Annotated in this window: 10 protein-coding genes; 6 read left to right on the top strand and 4 right to left on the bottom strand. The window is 37.7% G+C overall.

Annotated features, from left to right (window positions below; all coding sequences use genetic code 11):
- Positions 1-261: 261 nt before the first annotated feature.
- From ACE1CA_RS01235 to ACE1CA_RS01215, 5 genes are all read left to right on the top strand, one after another.
- A complete protein-coding gene (locus ACE1CA_RS01235) occupies positions 262-1,254 on the top strand; it encodes an N-acetylmuramoyl-L-alanine amidase-like domain-containing protein (protein WP_413277777.1) in 993 nt (330 codons plus the stop codon).
- A gap of 598 nt (positions 1,255-1,852) precedes the next feature.
- Positions 1,853-3,601 (top strand): ABC1 kinase family protein, encoded by a 1,749-nt coding sequence (locus ACE1CA_RS01230; protein WP_413277778.1) that lies wholly within the window; start codon positions 1,853-1,855, stop codon positions 3,599-3,601.
- 101 nt (positions 3,602-3,702) lie between these two features.
- Positions 3,703-4,029, top strand: a complete 327-nt coding sequence (locus ACE1CA_RS01225; RefSeq protein ID WP_413277779.1) for a hypothetical protein — start codon at positions 3,703-3,705, stop codon at positions 4,027-4,029.
- 352 nt (positions 4,030-4,381) lie between these two features.
- Positions 4,382-5,683 (top strand): glycosyltransferase family 87 protein, encoded by a 1,302-nt coding sequence (locus tag ACE1CA_RS01220; RefSeq protein ID WP_413277780.1) that lies wholly within the window; start codon positions 4,382-4,384, stop codon positions 5,681-5,683.
- Positions 5,684-5,754: 71 nt separating this feature from the next.
- The gene (locus ACE1CA_RS01215) at positions 5,755-7,518 is read left to right on the top strand and encodes a DUF6798 domain-containing protein (protein ID WP_413277781.1); all 1,764 of its coding nucleotides are present in this window, start codon (positions 5,755-5,757) and stop codon (positions 7,516-7,518) included.
- A gap of 3 nt (positions 7,519-7,521) precedes the next feature.
- Here the strand turns inward: ACE1CA_RS01215 and ACE1CA_RS01210 are convergent, their stop codons facing one another.
- From ACE1CA_RS01210 to ACE1CA_RS01200, 3 genes are read right to left on the bottom strand one after another with little or no spacing between them, the layout of a single operon-like run.
- Positions 7,522-8,430: an Npun_R2821/Npun_R2822 family protein gene (locus tag ACE1CA_RS01210; protein ID WP_413277782.1), complete on the bottom strand. Its 909-nt coding sequence runs from the start codon at positions 8,428-8,430 to the stop codon at positions 7,522-7,524.
- Between the two features lie 10 nt (positions 8,431-8,440).
- Positions 8,441-9,445: an Npun_R2821/Npun_R2822 family protein gene (locus tag ACE1CA_RS01205; RefSeq protein WP_413277783.1), complete on the bottom strand. Its 1,005-nt coding sequence runs from the start codon at positions 9,443-9,445 to the stop codon at positions 8,441-8,443.
- Positions 9,446-9,483: 38 nt separating this feature from the next.
- The gene (locus ACE1CA_RS01200) at positions 9,484-10,455 is read right to left on the bottom strand and encodes a glycosyltransferase family 10 domain-containing protein (RefSeq protein WP_413277784.1); all 972 of its coding nucleotides are present in this window, start codon (positions 10,453-10,455) and stop codon (positions 9,484-9,486) included.
- Between the two features lie 160 nt (positions 10,456-10,615).
- On the opposite strand from ACE1CA_RS01200, the gene ACE1CA_RS01195 reads away from it, so the two are divergent.
- Entirely contained in the window at positions 10,616-11,455 is an 840-nt protein-coding gene (locus ACE1CA_RS01195; protein WP_413277785.1) for a glycosyltransferase family 2 protein, read from the top strand.
- Positions 11,456-11,483: 28 nt separating this feature from the next.
- Here ACE1CA_RS01195 and ACE1CA_RS01190 read toward each other — a convergent pair whose 3' ends face one another.
- Positions 11,484-13,502, bottom strand: a complete 2,019-nt coding sequence (locus ACE1CA_RS01190; RefSeq protein ID WP_413277786.1) for an ATP-binding cassette domain-containing protein — start codon at positions 13,500-13,502, stop codon at positions 11,484-11,486.
- Positions 13,503-13,521: the final 19 nt, after the last annotated feature.

Below are 13,521 nucleotides of genomic sequence, written 5' to 3'. Positions count from 1 at the left end.
TAGTGAATTTATCCTGAATTTTTCTTGAGTTCAGGATTGTGTTTTTCTTGACTTGACACCAAAAATTTTCTCTGTCTTTTAAATTGCTGACTTACATCTTGAGAGGTATATTTACCTTAAATTTGTCCGGTTTAATCAAAACTTAAAATTTTATTAAATGTAAGTTAATTTATTTATTAAGAATGTTTGGGAGTAACCATTACTATGATACTGTCGTTAACGGAAAGTGACTCTATCGCTAAATTTTCCTAACTTTGACAAATGAGCAAATTTTTTAAGGTAGTTGTATTGGGTGCGATCGCAAGTAGTTTATCTTTAGTTGTTTGCCAACCTGGGGCAAATCACTCTTTTTCTGCTGATTATACTCCACTAAAACCGCAGTTTTTGGTTGGTGTAACTGCTGATGAAATCATAAATTTGGCACTCCAAAAGCCCAAAAATATCTTAGTCCAAAAAGTAGGAACTTCGGAGGAATTACGTTTTCAAAAACTGATGCAATACGCTCAAGAGCAGAACTTATCTAATCTCTCAATGAGCGAAATTATGCAGGAAGTTGCTAAATCTTTCCTTGGCACACAGTACAAAGCAAATTTATTAGATCAACAAAAGCCAGAAACTTTACTTGTCACGCTAGATAAGTTTGATTGTGTTTTATTTGTCGAAACAGTTTTAGCGATCGCTCGCGGAATAGCAGTTAAAGATTACTCTTATCAAACCTTTGTCAATCATCTCCAAAACCAACGTTATCGCAACGGAGAACTCCCAGAATATTGTCGTCGCTTACATTACTTCTCTGATTGGATTATTGATAATCAAAACCGGGGAAATGTGCAAAATATTTCTTTAGAATTAGGCGTTATCAGTCAGAACAAGACTATCAATTTCATGAGCAAAAATCGCAACCGATACCCGCAAATGGTTAACAATGATGCTAATTATCAATGTATTGTGAAAATGGAATCTCACTTAGCTGGATTCAATATTAATTATATTTATAAATATCGTATTAGTCGCGTTTATTCCCAACTCCAACCAGGAGATATTATTGCTGTTGCTACCAATATTCCTGGTTTAGATTTCACCCACACCGGATTAGTTTATCGTTATGCTAACGGCAGAGTTGGTTTTATTCACGCTTCACCAGCGGGAACGGTAACAATTGCCCGCGATCTACAAAGATATGTGAGAAACGTCAAAAATTCAATGGGGATTGTGGTGGTGAGAGCGATCGATCCACGCCATCTCCAGCACTAAAACTACATTGATTTAGATGAATTACAGCAAATTAAAAAAGCTATTGTCTGTCGAGAAAAAGAGATTCTCCTCATTTGTAAAGTCAAGGAAATAGAGGAGACAAAAGAACCAACTCAACAAAGTAAATTTCACCAAGCACTATTAAATTCTGGATTAGTGACAAAAATCAAACAACCCTCTTCCACTCGACAAACAGAACGAAAACTCATTCAGGTACAGAGTAAACCTGTTTCTGAAACAATTATTAAGGAACGTCGCTAGATAGCATTCCAGCCTCAACAGTATTTCTGAAGTAAATTTTTGTTGATGGCTTTTAATAAGATTTGTTAATTAAAATTGACAAAAAGCATTTGCTTTATAAAAGAAAATCATTGATCCCCAATAGTTGATTCTTTTGGACGGTAAGTATTATAGTTTTGTATACTAGAGTTAATAAAACGTAAAAAATAAAAGTAAAAATCGACGGGTAAAGTTAGCAAATTTTGCGGAAGTATTACCCAGAGATCATTACTATTCTTGTGATTGGGTGAAATAAAGGCGTTCCTAAAGGAAGCCATTTCATAAAAAAAACTTTTCGTTTCAACAGGCAGACATAAGCGTGAGTCAACATCAACTAGCTGAGTCAAGAAGGTATAATCCACAAGCGATCGCTAATTACTACAAAAAACGTCCTTGGTTAGCAATATGGCGGACTTTAACCGTAATCTGGATGTTTGCCGGGTTTATTTTAGGGTTAAAGTTAGATGAATGGTCGGGGCAAGTAGAGGAGAATAAGTCAAGACGAGCCTGCCAGTTACGGGAAATTCTTACTCACCTGGGGCCGACATTTATTAAAGTAGGTCAAGCACTCTCAACAAGACCAGACTTAATTCGTAAAGACTTTTTAGAAGAGTTAGTCAAATTACAAGATCAATTACCGCCGTTTGATACTGCGATCGCCTTTACAATTATCGAAACCGAATTAAAAAGACCGATAACAGAAGCATACCCAAGTATTTCACCGCAACCAGTCGCCGCCGCCAGCTTAGGGCAAGTTTATCGCGCCCGACTCAAAACAGGTGAAGAAGTAGCAGTTAAAGTTCAACGTCCTAACTTGCTTCCCGTTATAACTTTAGATTTATATTTAATGCGTTGGGCAGCAAGTTGGTTAGCACCTTGGCTACCTCTTAATTTAGGGCATGACTTAACCTTAATTGTCGATGAATTCGGGACAAAGCTATTTGAAGAAATTGATTACTTAAACGAAGGGCGCAACGCCGAAAAATTTGCGGCTAATTTCCGCGATAATCCAGAAGTAAAAGTTCCGGTGATTTACTGGCGCTATAGTTCTCATCGGGTGTTGACTTTAGAATGGATTCACGGACTTAAACTCACTGACACCGAACAAATCGAAAAACAGGGACTCGACAGCGATGCGATTATTCGGATTGGCGTAACATCAGGATTACAACAGCTATTAGAACATGGATTTTTCCATGCCGATCCGCACCCAGGTAATTTGTTTGCTATCCCGCCTCAATGTCCGGTTGATGCAGAAAGACAACCTGCTAAATGGGTGCAGGGTGGTCAAATGGCTTATATTGATTTCGGGATGATGGATCAGTTAGAGCAGGAGACAAAAGAGACTCTGGTTGATGCTGTGGTACATCTAATTAATAAAGATTACGAGCACTTAGCAGAGGATTTTGTTAGACTCGGCTTTTTAACTCCAGAAACCAATATTTGTCCGATTATTCCAGCATTAGAAGCGGTGTTGGGCGATGTGATGGGCGAAAGCGTCAGGAATTTTAATTTTAAAACGATTACCGATCGCTTCTCGGAATTGATGTATGATTATCCCTTCCGCGTTCCCGCTAAATTTGCCTTAATTATTCGTTCTTTGGTGACGCAAGAAGGTTTAGCACTGAGCATCAATCCTAATTTTAAGATTGTGGAAGTTGCTTATCCTTATGTGGCGCGAAGATTGTTAACTGGAGAAACTCCTCAGTTACGGCGACGTTTGATTGAGGTGTTATTTAAAGATGGTAGATTCCAATGGCATCGGTTAGAAAATCTAATTGCGATCGCGCGGACAGATGAAACTTTCGACCTCTTCCCCACCGCCCAACTCGGTTTACAATATCTCCTCTCTGATGAAGGTAAATTCCTCCGTCGTCAATTAGTTCTGGCTTTAACAGAGGACGATCGACTGCATACCGAAGAAGTCCAACGTCTATGGAATTTAATTAAGACTGAAATTAAGCCATCCCAAATTTTTAACGCAGCTTTAGGCGCATTGGCAGAATTTTCAACCCTACCATCTGTAGAAGCATTGGCAGCTTTTTCCGGTCGCCAAACTTTACAGTAAAACATCCTTTGCCTGATAAAATTTAATCTCAGAATTAATAGTTTCGGGAGTGATTCGTGTTCATAGTTCAAGACCCCCCCTACTTTCTGCTAGTAGCTGGAATGCTAGCAGGACTTACATCAGGTTTAGCTTTTGAAGCAACACTTAAAGAATTGGTACAAGAATGGGCGAGAACTCGTTCCTCTCGAATTATTGCCAAATTACAAGGAACGCAGTTACAATTACCTTTTTTCGGAATTTGTATCGGAGTTTGCGTTTTTCTAGGCTCTGGGTTAGAAATTTTTGGCTTTCCTACTTGGCTCTCTTACGCAATTTCTATCCCACTGACAGTTTTTATGGGTTGGCTAGTTTGGTTCCAACTTGGCAAACTTTTAATGCAGTTAAACAAGGGAGGATCGAAAGCTTTAGATTTAGATTCTTTCAGCTAAATTTTTCCTGAAAGCTTGGGAGAGAATTAGGGCTTGCTGAAAAAAGGTAAAAGGTAAGATATGCAAAAGTTTTACCAACCCCCGCTTAATAAGGGAGGGCTAAGAAAGAGCCAGACTTATAACTAGCAACTTGAGTTATTAGTCACTCAGTTAAAAAATTATTGTAAGTCAGTCATTTTAACTTGTGGTTAAGGACTGGCTTTTTTATACAAAATATTAATTTTGCAGAAAAGCTATAAGACAGCTGTTATCCTGACAAAAGATAAGAACTTGCAAGTAATCTTTATTTAGCAAGTTTTGGACTCTGCCAGTGGGCAAAAAATCAGTTTTTTAACCAGAATAAGGGATTAAAATGAAAGAAATCCTGATTTTTTTGGGTTTAATTATAGGAACAGTATTACTAAACAATATTGGTAAAAAATTTTTAAGAGAACGATGGAATTTGTGGCTAGGTTATGGAATTCCAGCTTGCTTAATAATCCTGTTTATGTGGAATGTTTCCGACCCAAAATTTCCATTTGGTGACTTTACTAAAGCTTACTATACAGCCGGAAGATGGGTAATCGAAAATCCTTTAAGTTTGTACAAAGGTAAAGGGTATAATGGGTTTGTGAATATTCCTATCATTGCCTATTTATTTATACCTTTGGCTTTCTTAGATAAATTTAATGCTCAAATGGCTATGTTAGTACTGGGCATAATAGTAGTTGTTGCAACTTACTTTTATCTAGTAAAGCAAACAGGTATTACAGGCTGGAAAAAAATCGTTTTGTTGGGGATGTTTGCGATTAACGGGCCTTTATACTATAGTCTGAAGCAAGGAAATACTACGCATTTTATGCTGTTGCCTTTGTTGGCAGCAGTTTTTTTATTGGCAGAAAAGCGGGAAATTTGGGCTGGAGTTTTATTAGCGATCGCATCACTAATAAAATTACCTTTGCTGCTTTTTGGTGGGTATCTTCTGGCGCGGCAAAAATGGCAAGCACTCGCAGGTTTTACAGGAACTATCCTAGCAGTTGTAGGAGCGTCGATACTAATTTTTGGTGTTAATATACATAGAGTTTGGTATCAAGAATCCATCCTACCTTACATTGGCAAACCAATCAGTAGATATAATGTTCAATCAGTAGATAGTTTCTTGATTCGTCTGGTAGCTAGTCCTAGCGTACTGGGAACTGGAACTCCCATAGAAGTAGATTGGCGTTTCAAAGTAGTGAGATATTTATTGTTAGTTTTACTGATAGGCGGATCGATTTGGATATGTTGGCGTTCCCAACAGCCAATTACTTCAGAAACGGCGAATCTAGAGTTTTGTATAGTTCTTTGTTTGGCAATTATTATCAGCCCAATTTCTTGGACACATTACTATGTTCTATTACTTGTACCTTTATCTTTATATGTTTGCGATCGATTACCCATTCCTCAAAATCGCCTCTGGTTAGCTTTAATGGGAATAGCCACAATATTAGTATCATTACCTGTCAAAAGTGCTGGTGGTTCCAACAACCCAGTTTTTCGGTTCTTCGTTTCCAGGCTATTTATCTCTCATTACTTCTTTGGCGGAGCTCTCCTATTGGGAATATTATTAGCTGCTAGGTGGTACGGTTGCGATCTCTTACAATTAGATCGAGCTACTATAAATTCTCCCGCTTAATAGAGATAGTAACGGCAACAGTTAACCTTCGATCCAAAAATTATTGCTATTGATAAAAAGAGAAATTCACTATGAATGAAGACTCACTATCATCTCAAGAAAAAACTCCCTCAACTGTTGACTCTAGCAATAAATTAGCCTGGGAAAAGGTTCTCCTAACTGACTTTAAAATCCCGACTTATATATATTTTTTGCTTTTATATATATCCTCATTACTGGTTACAGGATACGTTATTTACTCTAGTAACCAAGCTTTACAAATACCGCTAGTTTATCAACTCAACGATCCTACTTTATTTGCTAACGATCCCTTTGGCGATACTCTGTCTTATTACGCATCTATGCTGTGGCGAATAATTGCCTTACTGGTGCGTTTTATTCCCCTAGAACCATTATTTTTAATCTTATTTATAGCTGAAAGGCTGTTAGTAATATATGCAGCTTATAACTTAGCGAAAGCTTTTGTGCCTAACTCTCAATTAGCTGCTGTAGGTGCAATGGCGTTATTCGCCTTAGTTATTGAACCAATTCTGGGTTCTGGTACGATCGTCACAGCCAACTTTGAACAAACTGGCTTATCAATACCTTTCTTTCTCCTAGCAACTGCATCATTCTACAAATTTCAACCGATTCGTTGCGCGATTTGGACAGCAATTGGTTTTAATTTCAATAGTATGTATGGAACATACGCTCTCACATATTTTGGCGCAGTATTCCTCCTCGATTCTCAATACTTAAAAGCCTGGAAAAAATGGCTTTTAGCATTCGGTTTATTTTTAATTTTAGCTTCTCCAGCTATATTTCTAACCATTTCTGCATTCGGTCGTAGTGCTAGTGATAATAAATTATGGCTAATAGCTAGTGCAGTGCGTTTTCCTTATCATCTTTATCCCTTGACTTGGGATAAAGGAGTCTTTGGGAGATTTTTTACTCTAATTATTTTAGTAATTACTCTCCTTTATCAAAATAGAAACAAATTGCCTCAACTATTCAAACATAGTGTAATTTGGGCTGGGGTAAGTATTCTTTGGTTGGGATATGCTTTTGTTGCTGCTTACATTGCCAAATCACCTTCAATGCTGGTGATGCACCCAGCCAGGGCTACTGACTTATGGTACTGCTTTGCCGCAGTTGCTTTAGTTTCAGTTTGTGCGGCAAATTTAGCAGAAACCAAAGGTTGGAAAAGGAGAGCTATTTTAGCCGCCGCTTTTGCTGGCACTATCTTAATTTGGAATCCCATTATTGGCCCTTATATTCTGGCAGTTGGCATTATTGCACTGATTTTACACCCCGTTTCTTACTACCTTTTGTGTCGAGTAAGTGCTAATCGGATCGCTTTCTTACTAGCTATTTGGGTTTTGTTGATAGGAGTACAAAATTTCCAAACTCGCCTAGCAAAAAGCAATTCTTTTATAGGTGCTTTGATTTCTCAACCTGCACCGCCAATGCAACAAGTAGCTAATTGGGCAAATACTAAAACTTCCCCTGATGCCGTATTTTTAGTAGATCCGAGTTGGGACAGTTTTCGCGGTTTGGCAAAACGTTCAGTTTTTGTTACTTGGAAAGATGGCTCAGCAATTCTTTGGGATCGCCCATTTGTCAATACCTGGGCAGAAAGATTGAAGGCTTTAGGGCTGGATATCACCCAACCTGGATTAACTGAGGGTAAAAGTAGACAAAAACTGAAAGTTTTGTATCAGAAAATAAACGACCAAGATGTAAAGCTTCTTCAGGCACACTTCCCAATCAATTATTGGATAGTACCGCAGAAAAAAGCCTCTGAGTTTCCTACTATTTTTGAGAACAAATCTTACAAAATACTGGAAGTTAAATAGACACTATGAAAATAATTTTTTGATTCGATCGCTCATCTGTTGCCAGATATTATTTGTTTCATCGGCAAATATTTGCGTGGGTTTTGGTTCGTTAAGATAACGGTAATATTCCCACAGTTCTTGATAGGGCGCACCTGGTTTCATGGCAATACCAGCCCAATGGATATACTGTAACCGTTTTTCCCCATCATAAAGGGCGCGATCTTTTTCTTGAAAATGTTTTGAACCTGCCCAACTACCAGCCCCTCCTCCGGGAATTTTAACCAGATTAAACCTTTGGGGAATTGCTTTGAGAACTATATAATTGAGAATTGGTTGATCTGTTACTTGTCGAGAAAAGTCAAAATATTCGCGATGTTGGGAACATTCACGCAATAGATCGTACATTTGAGTTTCGGAAATTGCGCCTTTTTTGGATGCCCAAAAACCACTGTTGAAGACATCGCTTAACTGTTCTTCGGTAAATATTCCCTTTTCTCTAATGTCGGGGGAAAAAATATCTTGCAGTCCTCTACCTGCGTGGTGATAGTCACAGCAGATAAAGCCATATTTTGACAAGTAATCTAATACGTTAGCGATTTTCTCAAATACAATAATGTCTGTATCAATGTAGAGAAATTCATCTAATGGGCCAAACCATGCTACTAATTTTCGCATTTTGTTGGGTAGGGCGAGAAAGTCGCGATCGAAGATTTCGGCAATTTTATTAGTGAATTGGTTAAGAAAATCTAGGTCGGGAAAAATTTGGACGTTGTGTTTTTGAACCAGAGTTGCTGCTACATTTTGGTAATTGTCATTAAAGGGAATTAAAAATACTGGCACTTCTGGGTCGTAGTAACGGATGCTGTTTAAAAGTGCGATCGCATTTTCCCCTACTTTATCATTTGCCACAATATAAATACCACGACTCATGTTTTTTTCCTCAAGGTTTTAATCCTAATTTTCGCAATACTCTGGTTGCTAGACTAGGAGGCGGGTTGTATGGTTTTATTTTCGATGTAAACTGAGGTCGTTTTTCTGGTTCATGCAGATAACGATAATGTAAAAAAATCTCCCGGTAGGGACACTCCAAATTTTCTCCATCGCAAAGTCGATTAAATAGTTTAGTAGAAACCCCAATGTAATGTAGATAAGTTAATCGATTCCCCCGGTCATATAACACATTATCCCGAAACTCAAAGTGAGTAGAATTAGCAGCACAACCCGTTGTTTGACTCTTGGGTAAATTTAGCGATAAGTTATAGACTGGAATGTTAGAACGCATGATCATATAGTTCAACACCGATTGATTCGGCGCTGACATATACAAAACTTCCGCTTCTCCTGCGGCTAAATGTTCAACTATTTGTTGTAACTTTTCTGAAGTAAATAAGCCTCTTTTTCCAGCATAGAATCCCGCGCAAAATATCTCCGATTCCAGGCGATTTTTAGGAAAAACTTCTAACAATTTATGGCTGTTGATATTGTAGATATGTGATAGGTCTTTGTACTGAAAATCATAGACCACAAAATCCTCTTTCTCTAAGGTATTGAAAATCAAATCTAGAGAATTCAATATCAATACATCAGCATCAAAATAGGCAAATTTCTCAAAAGGTGCTTCTGGGTCAAAAGCACAGTAGCGACGATTCATGCCAATGCGATTAACGCCTTTAATTCCCTTTTTTTGCCAAATTTGCAACGCATTGGGATGAGTTTTCCATACTTGATAGGAAAAATCTTCCCAACGGGCAAATAAATCAGGGTTATCTAATAAGGTAACGTTTTCCCTTTTAGCAATTTCTGCACGTACCAGTTCCAGATTATCATCATAAGCAATTACACAAACTGGTATTTCTTTGCCTACGTTAACTTCTATACTGTTAAGCAAAGCCACCATTTGGTGATAGACTTTATCATTAGCTAGGGTATATATCCCATTTTTCATGTACTTTTCCTACTTTGAAACAACAAAAATTGCTAATTCTACTTGAGTTTTTCTATCAAATCTGATAACCAATTAAGTAGATTTAATTTGTGAAGAACGATCTGACGAGCTTCGGCTATGGCATCTTTTGCTTCATGCCAAGCATCGGGCGTAGCAGTTACCTCCTTAATATAAGCTATGCCTTTTTCGTCTCGACTTGGTAATCTGAGAAAACTTCCTGGTGGTAATAGTTTATCAGCCGCAGAGCCACCATAATAAATCGGTAAACACCAAGCTAATAAAGCATCCCAAAGCTTTTCACTCACATACCAATCATTAAGAGCATAGTTTTCGATCGCTAGGCTATAGTAATAGCCACTCATTCCATTCCATTTATTACCTATTTTACCCTGACTACCAGCCCATGCTGGTAAATCTTTGCCATAGAGATCAAATTCTAGATTACTTTCCTTTAATAACCGCAAAAAAGCTAACCGCTGACGATGTTCCGCAGTTCGAGAAATACCAGAAGTAATCCAGCTGCACGATCGCACTTTCTCTGGTGGTCCCATTTCCTCTAATTCCCGAAAAGAATTAGAATGATACCAAATTGCAGGCATATACTCAGGAATCGGAGCAAAATCATCCGGCCCAGACACATAACCGCAGTATAATTGAGCCAATTGGTATTCTGCAATTCTTTTAGCTTTCTTTTCCTCAAAGGGAGGCTCTCGCACTAAAGAAATAATTCTTTCTTTACCGAATCCTTGCAACTTTGCCTGGATTTCCGCTTGACGAAGTTCTCGCTGTTTTTCCCTGCGATTAAACCTTTGCCAAAATCCGGGTTTTTCTGGGTTTAACCTGGGAAATTCCGTAAAATTGTATAACAGCAAAAAATCAGGATTCACAGCAGTAGCCTGGATTTGAATATTACCCCATACACCAAATGGATGGGGCGATTGTTGCCACAACCAATCTGTTGGCATTTCCCCAGGATAACTAGTTAGCATCCCTACTATTTTTCTGTTCATAACTTCTATATCTGTTGTCTAGCTTAATAATATAATATTTAAACTTGCTTTCTTCTTCAACTTGAATAAGTATAAAGAAATGCTGTCGTTTATTTAAAAAAATTTGCTTCTTTAATTAAAGGGAAACCACAATCTTAGGCGTTCATACTGGAGTTTAGTTATGTTTGGAGTAACTGTCAACCATTTTTATAAAGAAAATTATCCTCCTTTTGTCAAACAATCTACTAAATTTGCCGCCTCACTTCTAAAAAACTGCCCAGAAGTGACAACGGTGATTGTAATTGATGGCTCAGCCACAGAAGATGAGGAGTTACGAAACTATTGTGAATCAATAGGTATTAACTACCTACACGGGGGAAAAATTTTATCATTTGCCGAAGCCTATAACTTAGGTGTCAGCCAATTAACTGAATCTTGGGTAGTGACAATGGCATCGGATATTTACGTATATCCAACTACTTTTACTACTTTCCGAGAATTTATAGAAACTCATAAAGACAAGGAAATCGGATGTCTCATTCCTTATTTATCACGGTGTGATTTTCCCGTCCAACGCACTACTCAGAACCAGCAAAGATATTCATGTTATTCACCAATCATGTCCCTAAATATGAATGTTTTCCCTAAAGATGTATATGAGAAATCCGGCGGAATTTCTACTAATTACACAGGTAACTTTAATGATGTTGACTTGACTCTTAAGTTGCAAAAAATGGGTTTAAATATTTTCTTAGTCGATAACTACGTTCAGCATTATGGTAGGCTAACACTCAGACATGGTACTAACGTAGATGCCCATTCTGATTGGAAAATTTTCTACGCAGATTACCCAGAACTCAAAGGCAATAGTGAACTTTGGAGTTTAAGATTGGATAAATTTTTGCGTCATCCAATCTTAAAGTTAGTATTTCGCATTGCTATGAAAGTGAAGAATAAGGAACTCAGAAATAAATTGCATAACTGGGTATATGACATGATTCCAGTACTGCAAAAGGTTTAAAGGTTAATTAACTCTCTTGCAAAGGTAGCTACTTTAAAGGTAGTTTAGTAATGTGTTCAAATAACTCAATACTATTGAGCAAACTAATTGCAGAACTATAAGACTCTTCGAGTAGTTCTTTTTGTTCTTCTGGAGTGTCTGCTAAGTCGTCTGCAAGCAAGCGCAGGGTGCCAATCATCGAATTAAGACGAGTACGCACATCGTAAGAAAGACGATTGTAGATTTCTTCATTCCGTTGTATTGCTTTTTCAGGATGTTCAGCAAATTGCATCGCATATAATTTTGCGTAGTAGCCAGCTTTATTCAAAAGTTCATCGTGGGTGCCAACTTCTACTACCATTCCTTTATCGAGTACAGCAATTTGATGCGCTTTTTGTACAGTAGAAAGGCGGTGGGCAATAACTAAAGTGGTACGATCGCGACTGAGATCTTCAATAGCTGCTTGTACCAAACGTTCTGAAACAGTATCTAACGCACTTGTAGCCTCATCAAGAATTAAAATATCAGGGTCTTGCAACAGGGCGCGAGCAATAGCAAGACGCTGACGTTGCCCACCAGATAATCTCATACCACGCTCACCAATAATTGTGTTGAAACCTTCAGGAAATGTCATGATAAAATCATAAGCATTTGCCCTTTTAGCAGCGGTAATAACTTCCTCTTCCGTCGCCTCAAGTTTGCCATAAGCAATGTTATTCCGCACTGAATCATTGAACAGGAAAGTATCTTGGCTAACAATCCCCATAGAACTGCGGAGAGATTTCAAATTATACTCTCGTAGATCCATACCATCGATCGTAATACAGCCATCTGTAGGGTCATAAAATCTTGGTAAAAGGTCTGCTAAAGTCGATTTTCCAGCACCAGAAGAACCCACTAAAGCTAAAGTAGTGCCACGAGGTAAGAATAATGTTACATCCTTGAGTACCAAGTCTTCATTACTAGGATATTTAAAGTAAATGTTTTGGAAATTAATTCCTTTTTCGATTCCCTTAAACGGTAAAGTACCATTAATCATAAACGGCTTATTATCCCGCCTCAGAAAGTCATAAACTAAATCTACGCTAGCCGAAGTATTCGCTAATTGACTTCTGGCATTATTCAATTGAGTAATATAAGGTAAAAGTCGGAAAAGAATTAATAAATAAGTCAGGACAACAGCGGAAATGGCGCTTATTTTATCAGCAAAAAATAGCCGTCCTAAAATTACAATTATCATCAGAGCAACAATCCCAGTTACTTCACTAATTGGGCCAATTGCTCCTTCATTAGCTTGGGATTGAAAATCGGCTTTTTCTCGATCGCGAATTAACCTCTCTAACAGTTTATATTCCCTATTTTCATTTCCCGTTGCCTTAACTAATCGGATTCCACTTAGAACTTCTAATACCCGAATAGAATAAGCTTTCGACATTTCCGAAAGCTGCTTACCAAAAGCTTTAGAGCGTTTGATTGAGAATTGGTTAATCAATGCAACTAATGCTAATAAAAACGTTGAAGCAATGGTTAATTGCCAGGAAATAGCTAGTAGCAATCCTACTAATACTAAAATTGTAATAACAATACTAATAACCTTAATTATTGTCCCAACTGTAGCAACCGCACGACCAATTTCTCCACCCAGACGATTGATTAGGTCTCCAACTTTACTCTTTGCATAGAATTGAAGATCCACATTTAGTAATAAATCCAATCCTTCTTCTCGCATATCAGCAGCAAGCTTTCTAGTTAGAGAACTTGATACCAAGCTTCCACCATAGTTAGCCAGATTCTTTAAAATAATCACTAACAAAATTGTTATCGCCATTATTGCCAGCCGATAACTAGCAGGCAAATTAAGATTCTCAAAAGGCGATATAACTTTGTGAATCAGAGGCGGCGCTCCCTTTAAATTTATTTCTTGACCGAGAACATTTAACAGTATTGGTACAATTAGAGTTGTACTTACACCATTAAACAAAGCGCCAGAAAATCCCAAAACAATTGTCAGTAAAATCCACAGAGGATATTTCCGAACATATCTTATAAGTAATTTATGTCTAGACATGAGCTATCCGTAATTTGAT

The sequence above is a fragment of the Floridaenema evergladense BLCC-F167 genome (assembly GCF_041929205.2).
In the GTDB taxonomy this organism is placed as follows: domain Bacteria; phylum Cyanobacteriota; class Cyanobacteriia; order Cyanobacteriales; family Aerosakkonemataceae; genus Floridanema; species Floridanema evergladense.
Note: the sequence above shows the minus strand (reverse complement) of the source record. Positions and strands in the feature narration are given on the sequence as shown.